We start from the raw sequence: 23,258 nt of genomic DNA on the forward strand, positions 1-23,258 counted from the left end.
CCATGCGCCGCGCCGACCGTCTGTTCCAGATCGTGCAATACCTTCGGGGTGGGCGGCTCGTCACGGCGGGGCAACTGGCCGAACGGCTCGAGGTCACGCCCCGGACCATCTACCGGGACGTGGCCGACCTGATCGGCTCTGGCGTGCCCATCGAGGGCGAGGCCGGGGTCGGCTACGTTATGCGCGACGGCTATGACCTGCCGCCCCTGATGTTCACCGCCTCGGAGATTGTGGCGCTGGTCGCGGGGGCGCGGCTGATCCGGGCGTGGGGCGGGGCCGACATGGCCGCAAGTGCCGAAGAGGCGCTGGTCAAGATTGCCGCCGTCCTGCCCGACGAGGCCCGCAAGCGCGCCGACACGGTGCAGATCCACGCCTTTGGCGCCCCGGAAATGTCCGACGCGGTCCGCGCGCGGATCGACGACATCGAAGCCGCCGCCAACAGCCGCACCCGGCTGGTCCTGCACTACGGCGACGAGGCGGGCCGCAAGTCCGACCGCGTGGTGCGCCCGCTGGGCCTGTGGTTCTGGGGCAAGGTCTGGACCGTCGTCGCCTGGTGCGAATTGCGCGACGATTTCCGCATGTTCCGGCTGGACCGGATCGAAGGCATGGAGCTTGGCACCCCCTTCCGCGAGGAGAAGGGCAAGCGCCTGCGTGATTTCTTCGCCGAGGAAGCCTATCGGAGGTAGGCGCGGGGGGCGTCATCGGGGCTTGTCAGGCCGCGCCGCAAAATATATGTCAAAATACAAATGTAATTTGGAGCGCCCGATGATTCATCCCCGTTTTGCCCCCGTTCTGTCCGGCCTGATCCTGTCCGGCCTGATGACCTTTATCGTCTCCGGCATCTCGACCCTGATGGCCAAAGGCCTGATCGACGGGTTCGCGGCGCAATGGATGGGGGCGTGGATGGTGACTTGGGCCGTGGCCTTCCCGACGATCCTTGTCGTGGCGCCGCTGACCCGGAAACTGGTGGGCAGGCTTGTCGCCAAGCCCGCCCAGCACGGCCAGCCCGCCTAACGCGCCGACAGGCTTTCGGCCAGCCGCATCAACTGCACCGCCTCGGTGCGGTAGCCATAGGGGTCCGCGCCCCGGTTGGCATTGGCCAGCGCAATGGCCTCGGCCCAGCCCCAGTCGCCCAGGGCAGTGTCGCCGCGCAGCAATTGGCCAAAGCCCGCGATGGCGGCGGCGAACTGCGCCTCGGTCCCGGCGCTGCCCATGTCGGGCAGGATCGGGGTTTCCATCAGCTGGCTGACATCTTCACCCGGCTCTTTCCAGCGCAGTTTCAGAAACCCGATTTCGGGGCTGTCCCCGGCATCCGCCGCCGGTTGATAGCGCAGCGGGTCGGTCATCCGGGCCGGGCTGCCCACCGGGGTGATCTCGTAAATCGCGGTCACCGAATGACCCGCCCCCAATTCGCCCGCATCGACCCGGTCGTTGTTGAAATCCTCGCGGTTCAGGGCGCGGGTTTCATAGCCGATCAGCCGGTATTCGGCGACGGTGGCGGGGTTGAACTCCACCTGCACCTTCACATCGCCCGCGATGGGGAACAGCGCGCCGGTCAACTGGTCCACCAGCACCTTCTGCGCCTCGTTCAGCGTGTCGATATAGGCCGCCGTTCCATTGCCGTTCTGGGCCAGCGCCTGCATGGTCGCATCGTCCAGATTGCCCCGGCCAAAGCCAAGGACCGACAGGTAGGTGCCCGTGTCCCGCTTGTCGGCGATGAAATCCTCAAGCGCCGAGGGGTCCGACAGGCCGACGTTGAAATCCCCGTCGGTGGCAAGGATCACCCGGCTGACCTCGCCCTCCTCGGCCATCGTGGCAGCCACGGCATAGGCCTGTTCCAGCCCGCCCTGCCCATTGGTGGACCCGCCCGCGCCCAACCCGTCCAGCGCCGCAAGGATCGCCGTACGCTCGCCCGCCGGGGTCGGGGCCAGAACCAGCCCCGCCGACCCGGCATATTCGACGATCGCCACCTGATCTTCAGGGCGCAGGTTGCCCAGCATCAGCCGGAACGACTGTTTCAGCAGCGGCAGCTTCGCCGCGTCGTTCATGCTGCCCGATGTGTCGATCAGGAACACAAGGTTCAGCGGCGGGCGGTCGTCAACCGTGGGCATTTCCCCCTGAATCGCGATGTGCAGCAGCTGCGTATCGGGGTTCCACGGGGTCTGCATCAGGCTGATCGTGGGGCGGAAGGGGGCGGCATCCGCGTCCGGCGCGGGGTAGTCATAGGGGAAATAATTCACCATCTCCTCGACCCGGACAGCCTCCGCCGGGGGCAGGGTGCCCCGGTTCAGCGAATTGCGGATGACGGAATAGGCGGCGGTGTCCACGTCGATGGAAAAAGTGGACACGGGCTCTTCCACGACGACCTTCAGCGGGTTCGGGTCGGCGGAGGGGTAGGCTTCAGTTGTCTCTTGTATCGCGAATTCGATCTCATCCGCAGAGTTGTAGCCAAGCGTGGCTGTCTCACTAAACAGCGACGGCGACTCGGCCAGCGGTTGTGCCATGCGGGCCTCGGGGGCCGCGACAACCGGCGCGGGCAGAGGTTCTGACATGAGGGTTGGCGCGGTGCCGGTGCTTGCCGCCTCCTCGGCGGCGTCCGCCACGGTGGTCTCTTGCCGTCCGGCCTGTCCCGGCAGCACCGGATCACCCTCGGTCACGGTGAACTCCGGGTCCTGCCAGACCGACCGTCCCTGCGGGGTCAGGACCAGCACGCCGCAGGCGACGATCGCGGTGGTGATGGTCAGCCCGCCCTTGGTGGTAAACGCCTTCAACATCTCTCCAACTCCTTGCCATAGCCCCTTGGGGGCGGTTGCAGGATTGGGACGCGCCGCATTCCGCGATCCTTGGAGAACGTCGAAATTTTCCTGCGCCAGACGCAGGTTTTCCGCCCGTTTCCCGGCATCCGGGCGGGGGGTGGCCGCCGTCATCGCGGCGCGCAGATCGTCAAATTCGTCACGGTCGGTGGTCATTGCGCCTCCTCCGTTTCGCGCAGGGCGCGCAGGCGTTTCTTGGCTTCGGATATGCGCCAGCTGATCGTGCCCTCGGACACGCCCAGCACCTCTGCCGCCTCGGCGTGGGTCAGGTCGTCGAAGACCAGCGCCAGCGTATCGCGAAGATCGTCGGTCAGGCGCGACATGGCGCGGGTCAGCCAGTCCAGCCGGTCCGCAGCCTCGGCATTCGCCGCCTGCCGGTTCAATTCCCAATCGCCCCAGCCATCGGCGGCGCGGGCGGCGCTGGCCTGTCTGCGGCGGCGGTCGTGGGCGGCGTTCACCGCGACACGGTACAGCCAAGTGGTCACCCGCGACTGTCCCTTGTAGCTGGCCAGCTTGGCGGGCAGGGCAGCGCAGATGTCCTGGGTTAGGTCCTCGGCTTCGGCCCGGTTGCCGGTCAGGCGAAAGCACAGGGCGAACAGCCGGTCATACTGCCGGTCGAGCAGGAGGGCAAAGGCACGTCCGTCCCCGTTCGCGGCCGCCGTGGCCAGGGCTTCGTCGCTGGTTGTCATACGCATCACGATGGGTATGACGCGCGGCAAAGGTCAATCCTTGGGGGCGGTGGAAAATATTTTGCAGGGTGAGGGGGCGAAGACATGACAGAAGGCATGCGGCCGCACGGGTGGGCGCGAATGCGCCCGCCATGGGGCGGGCGGGCGCATGCCGGGCCGCAAGCGCCCCGGCGAAAGCTGGCTCTCAAGCCCCTTCAGGACGGGCGCGACCCTGCGACCGCTAGTTCGGGTTGTTGCCGGACAGGATCGCGGGCAGGGCGACGCCGCCCCCGCCCCCGGGCAGGGGGCTTTCGGTGATCTCATTCTCGCGCAGACCCCGGATCAGGGCGATCATCGCGGGCGACGACAGGCCGGTCGAATGGTTGCCGCCAAAGCGGTCCGCCTCGCTTGAGGTGTCGATCACGGTGACCGGCAGGGCGGCCACGGCGGCGCTGCTGGTGACGGTGCCCAGACGGGCGCGGCTGGAACTGACCCATTCCGACAGCTGCAAGGCGCGGTCCTTGTCCGAGGTCATGACGATGAAGGGCTGCGGCAGGGTGCCGATCTCCAGCGCCTGACGGGTGAACAGGTCCACGTCGATATCGGGGGCGACAAGGATCACCCCGGTCAGCTTGGACCACAGGCCCTGCCGCCGGATCGCGCGCTGGCGCAGGGTCTCCATGATCAGCTGCGATCCCATGGAATGACCGATCAGGGTGATGCGGTTCACCTGGCTCTGGTCCAGCTGGGTCAGAAGTTCCTCAAGGCTGTCGCGGGCAAAAAGCACCGAGTCCCGGTCATAAAGGTAGTCGCCCGCCTCGCCGCCAGAAGGCCAGCTGAACAGCACCGGCACCCCTTCGACGCCGAAGTCATGAACCATCTGGCCAAGACGATAGAGGGCTTCGGGGAAATTGGTGTTGAAGCCATGGACGTAGACCACGGCCTCGCGCTGACCGGCGGGCAGGTCAAGGGCGCGGCGGGCGACACGCGCGCCAAAGGCGCGGGCGTCGGACAGCCGTTCGGCCCCGGTGATGCCGAAATGCTTGCGCGCGTCGGCGCGGCGGCGGTGAATTTCGACCTCGCCGGTGCGGTGCCGGGGCGGGACCGAGACAGTGATCTCGGCGTAATGGGTCACGGTCGACCGGTTGCCGGAAAACAGGGCGCGGGTCTCGACCGGGGCGCGGTTGGTGGCGACAAGCACATCCACCTTGTCCGCCGTATCTAGGGCAGGCAGGACGGTGATCTGGCCGCGCGGGGCGCAGGCCGCGACAAGGCTTACCCCGCCCAGAAGGACGGCACGACGAGTCAGATGGGGCACGGTATTGGTCATGAGCGCTTCATACAGGGGCGGCAGATGCGCCGGAAGGGGAAACAAAGGCGGGCAGCGGGAAATCGCAGGGGGCAGGGGCCGGGCGGGTCAGCCGTCCAGGCGGGTCAGAATCCCGCGCGGGGTCGAGGCGAATTCGCGCGACCACAGGACCCAGCAGACCCCCGCACTGGCCACGATCAACGGCACTGCCCCCAGAAGCCAGGCCAGCGACCCAAGCGCGAAATACATCGCCCGCAGCCCGCGGGTGAAGTTCAGCGCCGCGCGGATGTTCAGCGCGCCCGCCTGTTCCGCGCGGGTCTTGGTCAGCGGGGTGTCGGGGTCGTTCGGGATCGCGCCCAGCATGACGGTGCCATAGCCATAGACCCGGTGCGACCAGACGAATTTCAGGAAGGCCTGCGCCAGAAGCAGGACCACAAGCAGCAGTTTCACCTGCCAGACAAAGGCCGGGGCGTCGGTGGCGGTCAGCTCCTCGGCGACGGTTTCCAGCGGCTGGGTGTTGCCCACAAGGGCCAGAAGGCCGCCGATGGCCAAAAGACAGGTCGAGGCAAAGAACGATGTGCCCAGCCGCAGGGTGGACAAAAGCGTGGCATCGACAATCCGGTTTTCACGGGTGATCGCCGCCACCATCCAATCCGTCTGATACCGCGCCATCAGCAGCGTGACCGAAGGCTTTGCCGCCGATGGGTGTTCGATCCGCCAGCCGATGCCGACCCAGCACAGCAGCAGGAACAGGGCGGCAAAGCCATCCAGCGGGGTCAGCAGGGTCAGGTGATCGATCAGCGACATGTGGCGACCATAAGATGAACCAGTTCGACTTGCCATATCCTGAAATTGGTAATATATTTTTACCAAAGCGGAGGGTTTGCCATGGAAATGCCAGTTCCGAATGCGCGTGTCCTGTCAGACAAGGCGCGGATCGTGGCCCGCCTGCGGGCGGTCCTGCCCGAGGGCGCGGTGATCGACGACCCGTCCGAGACGCGGGCCTACGAATGCGACGCCCTGTCAGCCTATCGCTGCCCGCCCCTCTGCGCGGTCCTGCCCGCCACGACCGAAGAGGTCGCCGCCGTCCTGAAAATCTGCAACGAGGCCGGCGTGCCGGTGGTGCCGCGCGGGTCCGGGACATCGCTGGCCGGGGGGGCGCTGCCCACGGCTGACAGCGTGATCCTCGGGGTGGCGCGGCTGAACGCAGTTCTGGAAACCGACTATGACAACCGGTTCATCCGGGTGCAGACCGGCCGGACCAACCTGTCCGTGACCGGCGCGGTCGAGGCGGATGGGTTCTTTTACGCCCCCGATCCGTCGTCGCAGCTTGCCTGCGCCATCGCGGGCAATATCGCGATGAATTCGGGCGGCGCGCATTGTCTGAAATACGGGGTCACCACCAACAACCTTCTGGGCGTGCGGATGGTGATGATGGACGGCACGGTGGTGGACCTTGGCGGCGCGCATATGGATGCCGGGGGGCTGGACCTTCTGGGGCTGATCTGCGGGTCCGAGGGGCAGTTGGGCGTGGTGACCGAGGCGACCCTGCGCATCCTGCCGAAACCCGAAGGGGCGCGGCCGGTCCTCGTCGGCTTTGACAGCAACGAGGTGGCGGGCCAATGCGTGTCCGACATCATCCGGGCGGGTGTCCTGCCGGTGGCGATCGAATTCATGGACCGCCCCTGCATCGAGGCGACCGAGGATTTCGCCAAGGCCGGCTATCCGATGTGCGAGGCGCTTTTGATCATCGAGGTGGAAGGATCCGACGCGGAGATCGCCGAACAGCTTGAGTTGATCAAGGGGATCGCACAGGCGCACAACCCGGTTGAACTGCGCGAGGCGACCAGCGCCGACGAGGCTGCCCGCATCTGGCTGGGCCGGAAATCCGCCTTTGGCGCGATGGGGCAGATCAACGATTACATGTGCCTTGATGGCACGATCCCGGTCAGCGAACTGCCCTATGTGCTGCGCCGGATCGGCGAGATGTCCAAGGAATATGGGCTTGGCGTCGGCAATGTGTTCCACGCGGGCGACGGCAATATGCATCCGCTGATCCTGTATAATGCCAACACGCCCGGCGATCTGGAGAAATGCGAGGCCTTCGGCGCCGATATCCTGAAACTCTGCGTCGAGGTGGGCGGCTGCCTGACCGGCGAACACGGGGTCGGTATCGAAAAGCGCGACCTGATGCGCGTGCAATACGCGCCCGAGGATCTGGAGGTGCAGATGGCCGTGAAGGATGTGTTTGACCCGGGCTGGCTGTTGAACCCGGCCAAGGTGTTCCCGCTGGACGACAGCGCGTCGCGCCGGGTGGCGGCAGAGTAGGGGGGCGCTGCCCCCCGTCCGCGTGCCGCGGCCTCCCCCCGGGATATTTGAGACCCAAAGAAGGACAAGACCAGTGCCCAGCCCCACGACCGAGGAAGAGCTTGCCGGGATCATCGCCGGGGCCGAGGGCCCGTTCCGTATTCTGGGCGGCGGCACCCGGCCCATCGGCCGCCCGGTTCAGGGAACGCCCCTGTCGGTGGCGGGCCTGTCAGGGATCACCCTTTATGAACCCGGCGCCCTGACCATGGTGGTCCGCGCGGGCACGCCGCTGGACCAGATCGAAGCTGCGCTTTGGGCCGAGAACCAGCGCCTGCCGTTCGAGCCGATGGACCACCGTCCGCTGCTGGGCACCTCTGGCACGCCGACCATCGGCGGGGTGATCGCGGGCAATATCAGCGGGCCGCGCCGGGTGCAGGCGGGGGCGGCGCGAGACTATATGCTGGGCGTCCGCTTTGTGGATGGGGCGGGCCGCATCCTGAAGAACGGCGGTCGGGTGATGAAGAACGTCACCGGCTATGACCTTGTGAAACTGATGACCGGCAGTTGGGGCACCCTTGGCGTGATGACCGAGGTCAGCCTGAAGGTGCTGCCGCGCCCGGGTGCCGCCGCGACCCTGTCCCTGACGGGTCTTGACGATGCCACGGCGGTGCGGGCGATGGCGGCGGCGCTGGGATCGCCCTTTGACGTTTCGGGCGTGGCCCATGACCCGACGGCGGGCGAAACCCTGATCCGGGTCGAAGGTTTTGCCACGTCGGTGGCCTATCGGGCCGGGCGGCTGTCGGAGCTGCTGGCGCCCTTTGGTGCGGCCACGGTCAGTGACGATGTCGAAGGCGTCCGTGCCCGCTGGCGCGAGATCCGCGACGTGCAGACCATGGCCGGTCAGCCCGGCGATGTCTGGCGGCTGTCGGTCAAAGCCTCGGATGCGCCGGGGATCGTCGCCCGGGCCGGGGCGGAACAGGTGCTGTACGATTGGGGCGGCGGGCTGGTCTGGCTGCGGCTGGCCGAGGGCACGGACCTGCGGGCGCGTCTGGGCGCCTTCGGGGGGCACGCGACCCTGATCCGCGCCAGCGCGGAGACCCGCGCCGCCATCGCCCCCTTCCAACCAGAGCCCGCGCCGGTTGCCGCCCTGTCCGAAGGGCTGCGCAAGAGGTTCGACCCCAAAGAAGTCCTAAATCCGAGACTGATGCTATGACACCTTACGACTATCTGGCTGATCGAATATCCCGCTCCGAGGCATCGGCAATTTACAGATTCTGGGAACAGTTTGAAACCAATGCGGCGACGCTCGATGCTGTGTTTCGGGGGCAGTCGGGCCAAGATTTGGAAGTGGTGAGCAATACCATGTCAGCGCTTGGCGAGGTGCATTCTGATCTGATGTGGGAATTTGGTGCGGCCCCAGATGGGCACCGTCTGTCGATTACGGCGGAGTTTAATGACGCGATGCTTGTACTGGCGAGGGCGGTTGTCCGCCGGGCTCCGGACATGTCTGGCTGGACCTTCATGGATGCCCGGCCCGAGCAAGTGTCATTGGAACACTTTGCGAGAAATTTCGAAGCCCGTTTCGGGTCCATGCCCTTGATCTCTGAGGCTGTTTTCAGCCCAAGGAAGGACGGGCGGATTGGCATCGAGGTATCCGGTGATGGGCCAGATGATGTGCTGAAATCGCACGCTACGGCATTGGTCAGCGACCTCATGGGGGAATGGGCCGAGCGGCATTGGCTGGGTCCGGTCCATGTGAGGCCAAGAAAGAAGGGTCTGCTGGCGCGTTTCAAAGCCGCACCTTCGCTGTCGCCCGATGAGTTTCGGGACAGATTCCGTGGCGCGGTGAGATTGTCGCAAGAGCAAGCGCCTTCGAAACCATATTCAGCGGGAAGAACGGACGGCAACGAACATCACCTTTGGAGGGCAAATGGGATGCCCCCCAGCCATCCGCGAAGCGACCTGCTGACGATGACGGCATGCGATGCACGGCTGGTCGAAGCGATCCTATCCGATGGACCATTTGCATCGGCGACACATTCTAGGTTCTGTGAATGGTTCTGCCTGCTCCGGATCGCGCGCGACGACCAAGATCCTTCTTTGTTCCTAGTACAGCGCCGTGAGTTGGAGGAACAGCTGCAGCATGTGTTGGAAACTGCAGGGGTCGGCGGTGTGGCCTGTACGGGCCAGGGTGAATTCTTCTCTTATCTTGACCTGGCATTGACAGATATCGAGCTGGGTCTGGCGTTGATTGAGCAATCCGTTGAAAAGATGGGGCTTTTACCGCGTTCTGATCTGCGGTTTCTGGATCTAGGTTTGCGAGAACGGAGGGTCGGGTTTTCGAGCGCTGGCTCGACAAATACGCACTAGGGGGCCGCGCGATGCAAACCACATTCACCGAAGACCAGTTGAAAGACCCCGGCACGGCGCGGGCCAACCAGATTTTGCGGGCCTGTGTCCATTGCGGGTTCTGCACGGCGACCTGTCCGACCTATCAGGTGCTGGGCGACGAATTGGACAGCCCGCGTGGCCGGATCTACCTGATCAAGGACATGCTGGAAAACGAACGGGTTCCCGACGCGAAGACCGTCAAGCATATCGACCGCTGCCTGTCCTGTCTTGCCTGCATGACCACCTGCCCGTCGGGGGTGCACTACATGCATCTGGTGGACCATGCCCGCGCCTATATCGAACAGCGCTACAAGCGGCCCCTGGGCGACCGGGCGCTGCGCTGGCTTTTGGCCCGTATCCTGCCCTATCCGGGGCGGTTCCGGCTGGCCCTTCTTGGCGCCAAGATCGGGCGGCCCTTTGCCCGGTTCCTGCCCGATCCCCGGCTTCGGGCGATGATTTCCATGGCGCCGAAACAGATCCCCCCGGTCAGCCGCAACGACGACCCGCAAAGTTTCGCGCCCAAAGGTCCGCGCCGGATGCGGGTCGCGCTGATGACGGGCTGTGCCCAGAAGGCGCTGAACACCGATATCAATGACGCCACCATCCGCCTGCTGACAAGGCTGGGCTGCGAGGTGGTGGTGGCCAAGGGCGCGGGCTGCTGCGGGGCGTTGACGCACCACATGGGCAAGGAGGGCGAAAGCCACGCCACGGCGGCCAGAAACATCCGCGCATGGGCGGCCGAGATGGACGGTGCCGGGCTGGACGCCATCGTGATCAACACCAGCGGTTGCGGCACCACGGTCAAGGACTATGGCCATATGTTCCGCAATGACCCGCTTGCGGGTGATGCCGCGCGGGTGTCGGCCATCGCCATGGACGTGTCCGAGATCCTGCAAAAGATCGACATCCCCGAGGGGGCGGACAAGGGGCTGAAGGTCGCCTATCACGCCGCCTGTTCGTTGCAGCACGGGCAAAAGATAAAGGACGCACCCAAGGCGCTGTTGCGCAAGGCGGGCTTCACGGTGTTGGAACCGGCGGACCCGCATCTGTGCTGCGGATCTGCGGGCACCTACAACCTGATGCAGCCCGAGATTTCGGGGCAGTTGAAGGCCCGCAAGGTCAGGACGCTCGAGGCGCTGACCCCCGATATCATCTCGGCCGGGAATATCGGCTGCATGATGCAGATCGGGTCGGGGACCGAGGTGCCGATCGTGCATACGGTCGAGCTTTTGGACTGGGCCACCGGTGGGCCGCAGCCGCCCGCACTGACCGCGCCGGGCAAACGCGCGCCGGAGGCGCCGATCCTGCGCTGAACCGGCTTGGCTGTGCCAGCGTCATGCCCTAATCTTGCCGCAGGCCCGCGCTAGATGGGCGGCGAGAGGTGCAGGATGCGGGTAATTTTCCTTGGTTTGGCCCTGTGGATCGGGGCGGCGCTGGGCGCGGTCGCGCAGGACGGCGCGCTGCAATCGCTGGACACCGGGCAGGATGGCCGCGGCTGGGAGGCCGTGGGCCGGATCGACATCGACGGCAAAGGGTTCTGCACCGGCGCGCTGATCCGCGAAAACATCGTGCTGACGGCGGCGCATTGCGTCTATGATCCGGCGGGCCGGGTGATCGCGGCAGAGCGGTTCCATTTTCTGGCCGGGTTCCGGCGCGGCCGGGCCGAGGCCTACCGCGAGGTGCGTCGGGTGCTGCCGCATCCGGACTATATCCACGACGACCGGCGCGGCAGCGACCCGCGGCTGATCGCCCAGGATCTGGCGCTTCTGGAACTGGCGCAGCCGGTCCGCGTGTCGCGGATCATCCCCTTCCCGGTGGCCCCGCAGCCGCGCGGCGGGGAAACCGTTGGGGTCGTGTCCTATGCCGAAAACCGGTCCGAGGCGCCGTCCCTGCAAAACATCTGCACGGTGCTGGGCCAGCAGCAGGGGGTGATGGTCTTCAGCTGCGACGTGGACCCGGGCGCCTCCGGCTCGCCCGTGTTCCGGATCCGGGACGGGGTCGCGCAGGTGGTGTCGGTGGTGTCGGCCATGGCGATGCTGGACGACCGGAAAGTGGCGCTTGGGGTGCAACTGGATGCGCCCCTGCAAGAGCTTTTGCTGATCATGCAGGAAAGCCCCGGCGGGGTCGGGCAGCGGGTCCTTGTGCCCGGACAGCGCAACGACACCGGCGCCCGTTTCGTCAGCCCCTGAGGGATGGTGGGTTAAAACCCACCTTACGATAAGGGGCGCTGCCCCTCTGGCCCTTTGGGCCATTCACCCCGGAGTATTTGGGGCAAAATGAGAGTCCATACTTCTTTGGGTCAAAAATAGGCGATTGTATATTTGACAAACCCACGGTGAATACCTATATTTCTATCAAGACGATAGGAGTTCACCATGTCCGTTCTCAGCAAACCCTATATGCACGACGAAGCCGCAGCCTTTGCGCACGTCGAAAGTATCATCTGGCCCCAAGGTCCGGTTTGCCCGCACTGCGGAGTTGTGGATCGCGCCTATCGGCTTGAGGGCGTTCGCACCAAGCCCAGCAAGAAGAACCCGGAAGGCAAAGAGCGTCACGGCCTGTGGAAGTGCCGCGAGTGCCGCAAGCAGTTTACTGTCCGCAAGGGCACCATCTTCGAAGAAAGCCACATTGAAATGTTCAAGTGGCTGCAAGCTATTCACCTGATGGTGTCCAGCAAGAAGGGCGTCAGCGCCCACCAACTACACCGCGTTCTGGAAGTGACCTACAAGACCGCGTGGTTCCTCGCCCATCGCATCCGCGAGTGTATGCGCTCCGGTGATCTTGCCCAGATGGGCGGCGCTGGCGGCACGGTTGAAGTCGATGAAACCTTCATCGGCAAGGAGCCGGGCGTGATTAAGACCAAGTCCGCCCGTGGTGGCGCTCACAAGATGAAGGTTCTGACGCTCGTTGATCGTGACACCAAACGCGCCAAGAGCATTGTGGTTGACGATCTCAAGGCGAACACGCTGGTTCCTATCCTGCAAGAGAACATTGACCGAGAGGCAACCGTCTACACTGACGAGGCCGCTTGGTATAAGCGCCTTGGCAAGACCTTTGCGGAGCACGATTTCACCCGTCACGGTGCTGGCGAGTATGTGAAGCGCGACAAGCCGCAGGTTCACACCAACACGGTTGAGGGCTTCTACAGCATCTTCAAGCGCGGCATGAAGGGTGTCTATCAGCACTGCGGCAAGCAGCACCTGCATCGCTACGCTGCGGAGTTCGACTTCCGTTACAACAATCGCGTTGCGAACGGAATTGACGATCTTGAGCGCGGCGCAATTGCACTCCGCAATGCGTCCGGAAAGCGGCTTACATATGCAGGGCCTAACGCAAGCAAAACTTGAAGCAAAACGCTTGCATGGCAAGGTTATAGAAAACCCCAAGCACGAAAAGTGAAGTTTTAGCAGCAAATTGGCTTGAAGGACTTATCTTCATGTCGTATGAACGAATAAGCCCGACACCATTTCTGGTGTCGGGCGATTCGGAACCTAGGCTGTGGCGGCCTATTATGGTTCAAGCTATGTGAGGTAAAGATGTCAGAATCCGTGGATTCCGTCAAGGCAGTTGCGCTGTATTTGCGCGATGTTGCGGATCGAAATGCGCAGCGCCCAGATGTTGCCCAGCGTGTTTTAGATCATGCTGGGGCCCTTGATGCTGTGGCAGAAAGGTTGATGGCCCTAGAGGCGCTCACATCTGCGTTGCCACCTGATCTGGGAAACATCCTCGACTTGCCCCAAGAGCTTCGTAACGAATTGTCGGTCGCCAAAACGGACGAGCTTGAAGATCAGATCGTGACGGTCATTAACGCCTACGGGGGCGAAGCGTCACTCGACCAAGTTCTGGTCGGACTATATCGCAAGTTCAAAGTCATTCAGAAGCGGCGCTTTGTCCAAAATAAGTTATATCGCATGGAAATGGTATGGAGCGTTGAGGGCCGCAAAGGCGTCTACACGACACAAGAGCAAGTTTCCCCGCTTTCAGGCGAGACAATACGTGAATATGCGAACCGCATCGGCGATGCTGAAGATACAGAAATCCCCTTCTAGGGGTGTGCCCGGCCACTAGGGCCGGGGCAACAATGTGGGGCGGGGGCTGGTGCTCTGGCAGGGCTTCCCATCCGCGTCCAGAGGGTTCGATTCCCTTCCGCTCCACCGTAACAGGCCCCCTTCCACAAGGGGCCAAGGCAAGAGCCGCGCGGGGTCCAAACTCGTTGCGGCTCTTGTTGTGTATATAGGTGGTGGTAGACTCCACGTCAAATCACATGAGGTTTCACCATGCAGGAAGATAAGAAATCCCAACTAGACCGCTTCAAAGAAGCCGCCCGACAGCTAGAGACGGACGACGACGAAGCGCGTTTTGAGGAACGGCTCAAGAAACTGGTGAAGCCGAAGCCGGAAGAGAAGATGCCCCAGAAGTAGCAAGGCCCCGCCTAGGCGGGGCCATTGTCGCTGCGGGTAGTTTGCAATCACCGATCCACAGAGGCCACATGAGTGGACTTAAATGCCGGTGCTACCGGCGACGATCAACATATATGCCAGCAGGACCTAACAATCAATTCACAAACCGACACCAGCCCTAACGCAGGCTTTTACTTGCTCAAAAACGGCGGATTCTAGGACTCTAACATCGTAGGAACGCTGTCCATCTTGCTTACCGTCAAACATTAGTCGCAAGCGATGAAACGCCACGGTCAGGACTATATCACCTTTCAGCCACATTGTAGGACTGCTGTATGGGTGCGGCAGAGGTGGGTCTAGAGTGATCTCCATGTGGTGCGGAAGTATCTGGTTTGGCGCTGTAGTGCTTAGCGGCACCACCGTGCATAACTGCTGCCTGCCCTTGATAGGCGGAGAAAGCACTACCACTGGTCTTCGCTTTACCATTTCTGGTGGCCGAAAACCTTGGCTCAAATCAACTCGTACGATAGTTCCGGGAGCGGGGTGGCTTACAACTGTCATGCGATACAGGTATCATCGCAATCAACTCATGAAAAGGTGGTTTGTCAAATATACAATCGCCCAAAAATATCCTCTGGGGGCCATGAATTATCTGGTGGGGGGCGAAGCGCCCCCGGGTAAGGTGGGTCTTGACCCACCCTGCGCCCTTGCCCCGGTCTCGCCCAAAGGGGCGCCGGGGTGCAGGGCCAGCGGCCGTTTTCCGCGAGAATGGGAAAAAGGATTGCCGTGGGGGTATCCGCCCCCAGGTCCGTTTCCGCGCTCTTGTCCCGCCCCTTGCGGGGCCGGCAACCAGTTCGGATATCCTTGGCGCACCCCTTGTCAGAGGCGCGGGTCAACCGGGGACAGGTTTAGCGGCAAAGGGTTAGCGGGCGGTTTTGCCACCGTGACGATGGGGGTCTTGAAACACCTCGGACTGCTTCCCAGATCAAGGGGGCAGGGCGCCACATCCGGGCCTTGCGCTTTCACCGCCTGTCCCTGTGGGAAGGCACCAAACCCTTGTTATCGCTCAATGGAGGATGACCCATGCGTACCTTTGATCTAGCCCCGCTTTACCGTGCCACCGTTGGTTTCGACCAGATCGCCGACCTGATGGACCGCGTTCTGACCAATGACGCCGGCACCCAAAGCTACCCGCCCTACAACATCGAGAAGACTGCGGATGACAGCTGGCGTATCTCTGTCGCCGTCGCCGGGTTTTCGGACGCGGACCTGTCGGTCGAGGTGCGGGAAAACGCCCTGCTGATTTCCGCCCGCAAGGCGGAGGATGAGGCCGACGAGGGCCGCATCTTCCTGCATCGTGGCATTGCCACCCGCGCCTTCGAACGCCGCTTCCACCTTGCCGACCATGTGCGCGTGACCGGCGCCAGCCATGACAATGGCATGTTGCATGTGGACCTTGTGCGCGAGGTGCCCGAGGCGCTGAAACCCCGCCGCATCGAGATTGCCCGGACCCCGGCGATCGAAAAGGACGTGGTCGAGGCGAAAGCCGTCAACTGACCTCCACTTCACCGGTCCCTCCCAGATGACCGGACGACGGGGGCCTTCGGGCCCCCGTTTCTTTTCAAGCGTATTGATGCCAAGTGTTCGCCCGAATATTGTCTTTGAACGAATGCTCGGAGGCGTGGTTTGATGTGGTCTTGGTTTCGGAGTGGAAAATCTGCTGAATACAAGGCCTATACAACAAAGTTTGACGTCGTGGTTCCCGGAAGCGAACTCACCCGGAATCTTGAACCGGATGCCAAGGCGGTTTGGCTGGACCAGGTCGCTGTTTATGAAGCAGCGACAGCGGTAGAGCGCACAAAGGCCTCTTTGGCCGCGATCCCAGTTGTTGATGAACTCCGCAGACGTTTGCCAGATGTAGCGGACACGGTGGCGGTGTCTATCCTTGTCGATCATTCAGGGTCGTTGCACGGCCAACGGGCCATAATTGCCTGCCTTCTTGCCGAAGTTATTGGCGATTTCCTGAGCCGGTTGGGGGTCAAATTCGAAGTACTCGGATTTACAACACGGGCCTGGAAAGGGGGCTTTGCGCGACAACAATGGCAGGCGTTGGGACGCCGCCGTAACCCGGGCCGGTTGAATGACTTGTTGCACATCGTGTATCGGGATGCGTCATCCACATTTCCTGGAGTCCCATGGGCTGTCCGAAATTTGCTGCGTCATGATCTGTTGAAAGAGAACATCGACGGAGAGGCAATCCTTTGGGCGGCGGAGCGGCTAAAGCCGTTGCGGCGGGGCCGCAATATCGTCCTGATTATCTCTGACGGAGCCCCTGTTGACGATTCTACGCTGCATGAAAACGGGGGTGACTACCTCTGGCGGCACCTTAAGACGGTCGTTGCAGACCTTACGGAAACCGAAGGTTTCCAAGTTGCTGCTATCGGCATAGACTACTCGGTATCGCATCTCTATCCGCAGTCTATCGAGGTCGCTCGTCTGGACCAGCTTTCGGAGGGGCTTGCGGATTTCTTGAGGTCTTTGTTCGATTGACCGCCGCTCGGGATATCATGGGCACGTTTCGCTAGACGGCCTGTGCGCAACGCTTTCAATCTGGGAAAATGCGCATCTCTGTCGCAAACAGGGATTTCTTCCCGCTTCGGCCACCCCTAGGCTGGGTCCCGCAAGACCACGAGTAATGGGGACCACCATGACCGCAATTCGCACCGACTTTCCGCACCGTGTTGTCGAAACCCCTGACATGGCCATTCCCATGCCCGACGGCACCACCCTGTCGGCGCGGGTCTGGATGCCAGAGGACGCGGGCCAAAACCCGGTTCCCGCGATCCTTGAATATATCCCCTACCGCAAGCGCGACGGCACCCTGCCACGCGACGAGATGATGCATCCGTGGTGGGCCGGGCACGGCTATGCCACCGTCCGGGTGGACATGCGCGGCAACGGCGACAGCGACGGGCTGATGCATGACGAATACACCGAGACCGAGTTGCAGGATGCCTGCGACGTGATCGCATGGCTGGCCGCGCAGGTTTGGTGCACCGGCGCGGTGGGGATGATGGGCAAAAGCTGGGGCGGGTTCAACTGCCTGCAAACCGCCTTTCTTCAGCCGCCCGCGCTGAAGGCCGTCATCTCGGTTTGTTCGACCGTGGACCGCTATGCCGACGACGTGCATTTCAAGGGCGGCTGCCTGCTGGGTGAAAACATCGGCTGGGGTGCGGTGATGCTGTCCTATTCCTCGCGCCCGCCAGATCCGGCGCTGCGGCAGGGGTGGCGGCAGACATGGCTGGACCGGCTGGAGGCGAACCCGTTTCTGGCCCCGGTCTGGGCCGCGCATCAATCCCGCGACGCCTATTGGCAGCACGGGTCGGTCTGCGAGGATTACAGCCGGATCACCGCCAAGGTCCTGTCCTTCGGCGGCTGGGCCGACAACTACATGAACACGGTTAGCCATCTGGTGACCAACCTGCCCGGACAGGCCAAGGGGATTGTCGGGCCGTGGGTCCACCAATACCCGCACACCGCCACCCCCGGCCCCCGGATCGGATTCCTGCAAGAGGCGCTGCGGTTCTGGGACCGCTGGCTGAAAGGCATCGAGAACGGCGCAGAGGACGACCCGGCCTATCGCGCCTATATGCTGGACAGCGAACCGCCGGACCCGTCAACGCCAGCGCGCAAGGGCACATGGGTGGCCGAGGCCGACTGGCCTACGCCGCGCACCGACGACCGGGTGCTTTACCTGACCGGCGCGGGCCTGGCCGGGGATGCGGGGCCACTGTCGACCGTGGTTCACACGCCGCAGCATCATGGGCTGTATTCGGGCGAATTCTTCCCGATGGGGCTGAACGCGGAAATGCCCGCCGATCAGGCCCCCGAGGATGCGATGGCCACCTGTTTCGACACCGCCCCCTTGGACGCGCCGCTGGCGCTTCTGGGGGCGCCGCGCCTGCGGCTGCGCCTGTCGTCGGACGCGCCGCGCGCCAATCTTGTCGCCCGGTTGTGCGACGTGGCGCCGGATGGGTCTTCGGTTCGCATCTGCCACGGGATGCTGAACCTGACCCACCGGGACAGCCGCGCGGACCCGACCGACCTGACGCCGGGAGAGGAGGTCGATGTCGATCTTGTGCTTGACCAATGCGGCTATCGGCTGGCCGCCGGGCATCGGCTGCGGATCGCCCTGTCGACCACCTATTGGCCCTTCATCTGGCCCACTGCCCATGACGCAACCCTGACCCTGTCTGCGGGCAGCCTGTCCCTGCCGGTCCATCCCGGCGCCGGGGCGGATGAATGCCATTTCGAACCGCCGGAAACCGCGATGCCTTGGGCCCATCGGACGGTCTCGGACGGCCATGCCACCCGCCGCATCGAAGAGGATATGCTGACCGGCACCCGCACCCTGATCGTCGAGGATTTCAGCAGCGATGTGGAAAACCTCGATCACGGGCTGATCACTGGCCACGACCTGACCGAACGCTGGACGATCCATCCAAATGATCCCCTGTCGGCTCGGTCCGATATCCGCTGGGAACAGCGGCTGTCGCGGGGCGACTGGTCGGTGCGGACGGTTGCGGAAACCCGGATGTGGGCGGATGCGGCCGTGCTGCACATGACCGCCACGCTGACCGCCTGGGAGGGCGAAGAGATCGTGTTCCACCGCGACTATACCCATGCCGTGCCGCGCAAGCATTTGTAACGCTCCGGGCTGCGGGGCTGGTTCAGTCAAACAGGGATAACCAATGCCCAAACTGCTTTTGATCATCCTTGACGGTGTCCCCTATCGCAACTGGCGCCGCCTGTTCGGCAATCTGGAAGGCTGGGTTCAGTCGGGCGAGGCGCGGGTCTGGAAGATGCGGTCGGTTCTGCCCTCGACCTCGGCCTCCTGCTATGCCTCGATCCACACCGGGGTGCCGCCGCAGGTGCATCATATCTGGGACAATGCCGATATCCGGCGGCTGGACCTGCCGGATGTATTTTCCGAAGCCACCAAGGCCGGTTTGAAGACCGGGGCTGTCACCCATTCCTACTGGTCCGAGTTCTTCAACCGCGCCCCCTTCGACGTGGTGCGGGATATCGAATACGACGAACCCGAGGGGCCGATCACCCACGGCCGGTTCCACACCATGCATGGCTATGGGCATGACAACCAGATGACCCCGGCGGATTACGATCTGTTCGGCACGCTGACCCGTCTGGCCGAGGTGAAGGGGATCGACTACGGCATTCTTCACACCTGCACGCTGGACAGCATGGGGCACCGGTTTGGCCATGACTGCACCGAAATGGACACGGCCTGTTTCAAGCTGGACGGGGTCCTGGCGCCCTTCATCCACCGCTGGCGACAGGCGGGATACGAGGTGATCGTGACCGCCGACCATGGCCAGTCGGACCGCGGCCACCACGGCGGGCGGGGCGAGGACCAGCAGGACGTGGCGCTCTACTATTTCGGGGCGGGCGAAGGGCCGGCGCCGGACGTGGTGATCGACGAATTGCAGCTGGCCCCCGCGATCCTGACCCGGCTGGGGGTCAAGGTGCCCGCGACAATGACGGCGGGATCGTTCCTGACCTAGTTCGCATGTTGGCGCGGGAACAAGGCCGCAGGCCGCCCGCGCATCGCCTGCCCGTCCCGGCGGGCTGGCGATCTGGCAAAGGTTCCGCCCAAGCCGGACGTCATTCGGATGTGGCGCGATAAAGTGCGTGGCCAATCGGGCCGTTCGCCACCCCACGGGCAGGCAATGCGCGGGCTACTGCCGGGCGGGCGGTTCCACCTCGGCCCATGTGCCGGGCCGCAGCCCTTCGACGGTGTAGGCCCCGACCGACCAGCGCACCAGCCGCAGCACGGGCAGGCCCACATGGGCGCACATCCGCCGGACCTGCCGGTTGCGCCCCTCGGTGATGGTGATCCGCAGCCACGCATCCGGCACCGATTTGCGGAACCGCACCGGCGGGTCGCGGTCCCAGAGCCAGCCGGGTTCCGCGACCTGATCCACCTTCGCGGGGCGGGTCATCCCGTCTTTCAGCTCGACCCCGTTGCGCAGGGCATCAAGGGCCGCCGCATCCGGCGTCCCTTCGACCATGACGAAATAGGTCTTGGGCATCTTGTCCTTCGGGTCGGTGATCCGGGCCTGAAGGATGCCGTCATTGGTCAGCAGCAAAAGCCCCTCGCTGTCGCGGTCCAGACGGCCCGCCGGATACATCCCCGGTAGGTCCAGCCAACGGCCAAGCCCGGGCCAGTTGCCATCGTCAGTGAACTGCGACAGCACGTTCATCGGCTTGTTGAAGGCGATCAACCGGGTCGGACCCTTGGGGCCACGGGGGCGGGGACGCGGGCGGCTCATGCCGGGATGCCCGGCTCAGAGCGTCCGACCGGGTGGGCGCGGAACGCGCCCGCCTTGGGGCGGGCGGACGCGTGCCCGCCGCTGCGCGGCAGGCGGGCAAGACACCAGTCATCCATCCCTAATGCGCCTCGGCCCAGTTTGCCCCCTGTCCGGCGTCCGCCTTCAGGGTCACGGCCAGTTTCACCGCCGGTTCGGCGGCCCCCTCCATCACCTCGCGGGCGCGGGTGATCAGCGCGTCGGTCGCGTCTTCCTCGACCTCGAACAGCAGTTCGTCGTGAACCTGCAGCAGCATCTTCGCGGGCAGCCCGGCAATCGCCCCGTCCATCCGCACCATGGCGCGCCGGATCACATCCGCCGCAGTCCCCTGAATTGGCGCGTTGATCGCCGCGCGCTTGGCAAAGCCCGCGCCGGGCCCCTTGGCGTTGATCTCGGGCGTGTGGATCTTGCGGCCGAACAGCGTCTGGACGTAGCCGTGTTCCTTGGCGAAGGCCACGGTGTCATCCATATAGGCGCGGATGCCCGGGAAGCGTTCGAAATAGCGGTCGATGAAGCCCTGCGCCTCGTCGCGGGGGATGCGCAGGTTGCGGGCAAGGCCGAACCCCGAAATCCCGTAGATGACGCCAAAGTTGATCGCCTTGGCCTGCCGACGGATGTCCGGGGTCATCTCGTCCAGCGGGACGTTGAACATCTCAGACGCGGTCGCGGCGTGAATGTCCTGCCCCTCGGCAAAGGCCTGTTTCAGCGCGTCGATCCCCGCCACATGGGCAAGGATGCGCAATTCGATCTGGCTGTAGTCGAGGCTGACCAGAACCTTGCCGGGCTCGGCGACAAAGGCCTCGCGGATGCGGCGGCCTTCCTCGGTCCGGACCGGGATGTTTTGCAGGTTCGGATCGGTCGAGGCCAGACGCCCGGTGTTCGCCCCGGCGATGGAGTAAGAGGTATGGACCCGCCCGGTGTCGGGGTTGATATGGTCCTGAAGCGCGTCGGTATAGGTCGATTTCAGCTTGGCCAGTTGCCGCCAGTCCAGAATGCGGCGCGGCAGGTCGTGGATGGTGGCAAGGTCTTCCAGCACGTCAGCGCCGGTGGAATAGGCCCCGGTCTTGCCGCGCGCGGGCTTCTTTCCGTCGGGCATTTCAAGGCTCAATTCGTCGAACAGGATCTCGCCCAGCTGCTTGGGGGAGCCCACGTTGAACGGGCGGCCGGCAAGGGCGTGAATGTCCGCCTCCAACCCGGCCATCTTCTGGGCAAAGGCGTTCGACATGCGCGACAGGGTATCGCGGTCCACCTTGATCCCCGCCATCTCCATCCGGGCCAGCACCGGCACCAGCGGGCGTTCCAGTGTCTCGTAGACCGTCGTCACTTGCTTCAGGTGCAGTTGCGGTTTCAGATGTTCCCACAGGCGCAGGGTGATGTCGGCATCTTCGGCCGCATATTTCACCGCATCCGCGACCGGCACCCGGTCAAAGGTGATCGCTGATTTGCCGGTGCCCAGAAGCGATTTGATCTCGATCGGGGCATGGCCAAGGTATTGTTCGGACAAAAGGTCCATTCCGTGCCCGTGCAGGCCCGCATTCATCGCGTAGGACATCAGCATCGTGTCGTCGATGGGGGCGACGGTGACGCCATATCGGGCGAAAATCTTGGCGTCGTATTTCATGTTCTGCCCGATCTTGAGGATCGAGGCGTCCTCCAACACCGGGCGCAGCATATCCAGCGCCTCGGTCACGCCCATCTGGCCGGGGGCGAGGTCGTCGGAGCCGAACAGGTCGTCGGCGGCACTGGATTTATGGATCAGCGGGATATAGCAGGCCCGGCCCGGATCGACGCAAAGCGAGATGCCCACAAGGTCCACCCGCATTTCATCAAGCCCGGTGGTTTCGGTATCGACCGCCACATAGCCACGGGCGCGGATCCGGTCGATCCAGCGTTGCAAGGCGGCGGCGTCGCTGACGCATTCATAGGCGTCCACGTCAAAGGGCACCTGTGCCGGGGCGTCCGGTTCCACTGGGTCGGCCCCTTCCGGGGTCTTGTCGGTGATGACGGGCGGTTCCACCCCCAGCTTGTCCGCGACCCGCTTGGTGACGGTCCGAAACTCCATTTCGGCCAGGAACCCCAGCAGGATGTCCGGCACCGGGTCGCGCACCTCCAGATCGTCGAGCGTGAAATCCAGCGGCGTGTTGCAATCGAGCGAAACCAGTTTCTTGGACAGTTCGATCTGGGCGCGGTTGTCGATCAGGGTCTGGCGGCGCTTCGGCTGTTTGATTTCCTCGGCGCGGTCCAGCAGGCTTTCCAGATCGCCGAATTCGTTGATCAGAAGGGCGGCGGTCTTGATCCCGATGCCGGGCGCGCCGGGGACGTTGTCCACGCTGTCACCGGCCAGCGCCTGCACATCGACCACCCGGTCGGGGCCGACGCCGAATTTCTCGACCACACCGTCGCTGTCGATCCGCTTGTTCTTCATCGGGTCAAGCATTTCGACTCCGCCGCCGACAAGCTGCATCAGGTCCTTGTCGGACGACACGATGGTGACACGGCCCCCGGCATCGCGGGCCTGACAGGCCAGCGTGGCGATGATGTCGTCGGCCTCGTAGCCTTCGATCTCTTCGCAGGCGATGTTGAAGGCGCGGGTCGCTTCGCGGGTCAGGGGGAACTGCGGGATCAGGTCTTCGGGCGCGGGCGGGCGGTTGGCCTTGTATTGGTCATACATGTCGTTGCGGAACGATTTGCCCGAATAATCGAAGATCACGGCGACATGGGTGGCCGCGTCCGGCCCGGTGTTACCGTCCACATAACGTTGCAGCATGTTGACGAACCCCGATACCGCGCCCACCGGCAGCCCGTCGGATTTGCGGGTCAGGGGGGGCAGCGCGTGGTAGGCCCGAAAGATAAAGGCGGACCCGTCGATCAGGTGAAGGTGATGCCCCTTGCCGAATGCCATGCCTGTCTCTCCCCCCGCGCGTTTCTGATCCTGACTATGTGGCACGAAGCGGGGCGGGGATAAAGTGGGGCGGTCGCTTGCC

At 63.9% G+C, this 23,258-nt stretch carries 21 protein-coding genes; 14 read left to right on the forward strand and 7 right to left on the reverse strand.

The window, feature by feature from the left end:
• Nucleotides 1-2 precede the first annotated feature (2 nt).
• A complete protein-coding gene (locus tag U3648_RS14095) occupies nucleotides 3-686 on the forward strand; it encodes a helix-turn-helix transcriptional regulator (protein WP_420859871.1) in 684 nt (227 codons plus the stop codon).
• Between the two features lie 79 nt (nucleotides 687-765).
• The gene (locus U3648_RS14100) at nucleotides 766-1,014 is read left to right on the forward strand and encodes a DUF2798 domain-containing protein (RefSeq protein WP_129679382.1); all 249 of its coding nucleotides are present in this window, start codon (nucleotides 766-768) and stop codon (nucleotides 1,012-1,014) included.
• On the opposite strand, the gene U3648_RS14105 is transcribed toward U3648_RS14100, so the two are convergent.
• The 4 genes from U3648_RS14105 to U3648_RS14120 all read right to left on the reverse strand — a co-directional run bounded on the left by U3648_RS14105 (nucleotide 1,011) and on the right by U3648_RS14120 (nucleotide 5,597).
• Entirely contained in the window at nucleotides 1,011-2,927 is a 1,917-nt protein-coding gene (locus U3648_RS14105) for a vWA domain-containing protein (protein ID WP_420859920.1), read from the reverse strand. The genes U3648_RS14100 and U3648_RS14105 overlap by 4 nt on opposite strands.
• Before the next feature lie 38 nt (nucleotides 2,928-2,965).
• Nucleotides 2,966-3,502 (reverse strand): RNA polymerase sigma factor, encoded by a 537-nt coding sequence (locus U3648_RS14110; RefSeq protein WP_420859921.1) that lies wholly within the window; start codon nucleotides 3,500-3,502, stop codon nucleotides 2,966-2,968.
• A gap of 220 nt (nucleotides 3,503-3,722) precedes the next feature.
• Entirely contained in the window at nucleotides 3,723-4,811 is a 1,089-nt protein-coding gene (locus tag U3648_RS14115) for an alpha/beta hydrolase (RefSeq protein WP_420859872.1), read from the reverse strand.
• Nucleotides 4,812-4,898: 87 nt separating this feature from the next.
• Nucleotides 4,899-5,597, reverse strand: coding sequence for a DUF599 domain-containing protein (locus tag U3648_RS14120; RefSeq protein ID WP_420859873.1), 699 nt, complete (start codon nucleotides 5,595-5,597; stop codon nucleotides 4,899-4,901).
• 81 nt (nucleotides 5,598-5,678) lie between these two features.
• Here U3648_RS14120 and U3648_RS14125 point away from each other — a divergent pair, with 81 nt between their 5' ends.
• The 8 genes from U3648_RS14125 (at nucleotide 5,679) to U3648_RS14160 (ending at nucleotide 13,909) form a co-directional block, all read left to right on the forward strand.
• On the forward strand, nucleotides 5,679-7,118 hold the full coding sequence (locus tag U3648_RS14125; protein WP_420859874.1) for an FAD-linked oxidase C-terminal domain-containing protein: 1,440 nt from the start codon (nucleotides 5,679-5,681) through the stop codon (nucleotides 7,116-7,118).
• Nucleotides 7,119-7,191: 73 nt separating this feature from the next.
• A complete protein-coding gene (locus U3648_RS14130) occupies nucleotides 7,192-8,310 on the forward strand; it encodes an FAD-binding protein (RefSeq protein ID WP_420859875.1) in 1,119 nt (372 codons plus the stop codon).
• Nucleotides 8,307-9,467, forward strand: a complete 1,161-nt coding sequence (locus U3648_RS14135) for a hypothetical protein (RefSeq protein WP_420859876.1) — start codon at nucleotides 8,307-8,309, stop codon at nucleotides 9,465-9,467. The genes U3648_RS14130 and U3648_RS14135 overlap by 4 nt, the downstream gene beginning before the upstream one ends.
• Nucleotides 9,468-9,478: 11 nt before the next feature.
• A complete protein-coding gene (gene glcF / locus U3648_RS14140) occupies nucleotides 9,479-10,801 on the forward strand; it encodes a glycolate oxidase subunit GlcF (protein ID WP_420859877.1) in 1,323 nt (440 codons plus the stop codon).
• Between the two features lie 75 nt (nucleotides 10,802-10,876).
• A complete protein-coding gene (locus tag U3648_RS14145; RefSeq protein ID WP_420859878.1) occupies nucleotides 10,877-11,677 on the forward strand; it encodes a trypsin-like serine peptidase in 801 nt (266 codons plus the stop codon).
• A 186-nt stretch (nucleotides 11,678-11,863) separates the two neighbouring features.
• Nucleotides 11,864-12,835 carry an IS1595 family transposase gene (locus U3648_RS14150; protein ID WP_420859879.1) on the forward strand — a complete coding sequence of 324 codons (972 nt, stop codon included), beginning with the start codon at nucleotides 11,864-11,866 and terminating at the stop codon, nucleotides 12,833-12,835.
• Nucleotides 12,836-13,024: 189 nt separating this feature from the next.
• The gene (locus U3648_RS14155) at nucleotides 13,025-13,537 is read left to right on the forward strand and encodes a hypothetical protein (protein ID WP_420859880.1); all 513 of its coding nucleotides are present in this window, start codon (nucleotides 13,025-13,027) and stop codon (nucleotides 13,535-13,537) included.
• 228 nt (nucleotides 13,538-13,765) lie between these two features.
• Nucleotides 13,766-13,909 (forward strand): hypothetical protein, encoded by a 144-nt coding sequence (locus U3648_RS14160; RefSeq protein WP_420859881.1) that lies wholly within the window; start codon nucleotides 13,766-13,768, stop codon nucleotides 13,907-13,909.
• Between the two features lie 138 nt (nucleotides 13,910-14,047).
• On the opposite strand, the gene U3648_RS14165 is transcribed toward U3648_RS14160, so the two are convergent.
• Nucleotides 14,048-14,449 carry a type II toxin-antitoxin system PemK/MazF family toxin gene (locus U3648_RS14165; protein WP_420859882.1) on the reverse strand — a complete coding sequence of 134 codons (402 nt, stop codon included), beginning with the start codon at nucleotides 14,447-14,449 and terminating at the stop codon, nucleotides 14,048-14,050.
• A gap of 522 nt (nucleotides 14,450-14,971) precedes the next feature.
• On the opposite strand from U3648_RS14165, the gene U3648_RS14170 reads away from it, so the two are divergent.
• From U3648_RS14170 to U3648_RS14185, 4 genes are all read left to right on the forward strand, one after another.
• A complete protein-coding gene (locus tag U3648_RS14170) occupies nucleotides 14,972-15,445 on the forward strand; it encodes an Hsp20 family protein (protein ID WP_420859883.1) in 474 nt (157 codons plus the stop codon).
• Nucleotides 15,446-15,577: 132 nt separating this feature from the next.
• Complete coding sequence (locus U3648_RS14175) at nucleotides 15,578-16,438, forward strand: cobaltochelatase CobT-related protein (protein ID WP_420859884.1); 861 nt, start codon at nucleotides 15,578-15,580, stop codon at nucleotides 16,436-16,438.
• Between the two features lie 157 nt (nucleotides 16,439-16,595).
• Nucleotides 16,596-18,596 (forward strand): CocE/NonD family hydrolase, encoded by a 2,001-nt coding sequence (locus tag U3648_RS14180; protein WP_420859885.1) that lies wholly within the window; start codon nucleotides 16,596-16,598, stop codon nucleotides 18,594-18,596.
• A gap of 43 nt (nucleotides 18,597-18,639) precedes the next feature.
• The gene (locus U3648_RS14185) at nucleotides 18,640-19,470 is read left to right on the forward strand and encodes an alkaline phosphatase family protein (RefSeq protein WP_420859886.1); all 831 of its coding nucleotides are present in this window, start codon (nucleotides 18,640-18,642) and stop codon (nucleotides 19,468-19,470) included.
• Between the two features lie 174 nt (nucleotides 19,471-19,644).
• On the opposite strand, the gene U3648_RS14190 is transcribed toward U3648_RS14185, so the two are convergent.
• Together U3648_RS14190 and polA are read right to left on the reverse strand one after the other, a co-directional pair.
• Nucleotides 19,645-20,238, reverse strand: a complete 594-nt coding sequence (locus U3648_RS14190) for a pseudouridine synthase (protein WP_420859887.1) — start codon at nucleotides 20,236-20,238, stop codon at nucleotides 19,645-19,647.
• Between the two features lie 118 nt (nucleotides 20,239-20,356).
• Nucleotides 20,357-23,176: a DNA polymerase I gene (gene polA / locus U3648_RS14195; RefSeq protein WP_420859888.1), complete on the reverse strand. Its 2,820-nt coding sequence runs from the start codon at nucleotides 23,174-23,176 to the stop codon at nucleotides 20,357-20,359.
• Nucleotides 23,177-23,258 lie beyond the last annotated feature (82 nt).

The sequence above is a fragment of the Marivivens marinus genome (assembly GCF_035969385.1).
GTDB lineage: Bacteria > Pseudomonadota > Alphaproteobacteria > Rhodobacterales > Rhodobacteraceae > SELP01.

Bases quoted from the DNA above. Each gene is read 5' to 3' on its own strand.
- U3648_RS14095 (WP_420859871.1), top strand. From the start codon at position 3: ATGCGCCGCGCCGACCGTCTGTTCCAGATCGTGCAATACCTTCGGGGT.
- U3648_RS14175 (WP_420859884.1), top strand. From the start codon at position 15,578: ATGTGGTCTTGGTTTCGGAGTGGAAAATCTGCTGAATACAAGGCCTAT.
- U3648_RS14185 (WP_420859886.1), top strand. From the start codon at position 18,640: ATGCCCAAACTGCTTTTGATCATCCTTGACGGTGTCCCCTATCGCAAC.
- U3648_RS14165 (WP_420859882.1), bottom strand. From the start codon at position 14,449: ATGACAGTTGTAAGCCACCCCGCTCCCGGAACTATCGTACGAGTTGAT.
- U3648_RS14100 (WP_129679382.1), top strand. From the start codon at position 766: ATGATTCATCCCCGTTTTGCCCCCGTTCTGTCCGGCCTGATCCTGTCC.
- U3648_RS14120 (WP_420859873.1), bottom strand. From the start codon at position 5,597: ATGTCGCTGATCGATCACCTGACCCTGCTGACCCCGCTGGATGGCTTT.
- U3648_RS14125 (WP_420859874.1), top strand. From the start codon at position 5,679: ATGGAAATGCCAGTTCCGAATGCGCGTGTCCTGTCAGACAAGGCGCGG.
- U3648_RS14155 (WP_420859880.1), top strand. From the start codon at position 13,025: ATGTCAGAATCCGTGGATTCCGTCAAGGCAGTTGCGCTGTATTTGCGC.
- U3648_RS14145 (WP_420859878.1), top strand. From the start codon at position 10,877: ATGCGGGTAATTTTCCTTGGTTTGGCCCTGTGGATCGGGGCGGCGCTG.
- glcF (WP_420859877.1), top strand. From the start codon at position 9,479: ATGCAAACCACATTCACCGAAGACCAGTTGAAAGACCCCGGCACGGCG.
- U3648_RS14170 (WP_420859883.1), top strand. From the start codon at position 14,972: ATGCGTACCTTTGATCTAGCCCCGCTTTACCGTGCCACCGTTGGTTTC.
- U3648_RS14180 (WP_420859885.1), top strand. From the start codon at position 16,596: ATGACCGCAATTCGCACCGACTTTCCGCACCGTGTTGTCGAAACCCCT.
- U3648_RS14115 (WP_420859872.1), bottom strand. From the start codon at position 4,811: ATGACCAATACCGTGCCCCATCTGACTCGTCGTGCCGTCCTTCTGGGC.
- polA (WP_420859888.1), bottom strand. From the start codon at position 23,176: ATGGCATTCGGCAAGGGGCATCACCTTCACCTGATCGACGGGTCCGCC.
- U3648_RS14150 (WP_420859879.1), top strand. From the start codon at position 11,864: ATGTCCGTTCTCAGCAAACCCTATATGCACGACGAAGCCGCAGCCTTT.
- U3648_RS14135 (WP_420859876.1), top strand. From the start codon at position 8,307: ATGACACCTTACGACTATCTGGCTGATCGAATATCCCGCTCCGAGGCA.
- U3648_RS14105 (WP_420859920.1), bottom strand. From the start codon at position 2,927: ATGACGGCGGCCACCCCCCGCCCGGATGCCGGGAAACGGGCGGAAAAC.
- U3648_RS14110 (WP_420859921.1), bottom strand. From the start codon at position 3,502: ATGACAACCAGCGACGAAGCCCTGGCCACGGCGGCCGCGAACGGGGAC.
- U3648_RS14160 (WP_420859881.1), top strand. From the start codon at position 13,766: ATGCAGGAAGATAAGAAATCCCAACTAGACCGCTTCAAAGAAGCCGCC.
- U3648_RS14190 (WP_420859887.1), bottom strand. From the start codon at position 20,238: ATGAGCCGCCCGCGTCCCCGCCCCCGTGGCCCCAAGGGTCCGACCCGG.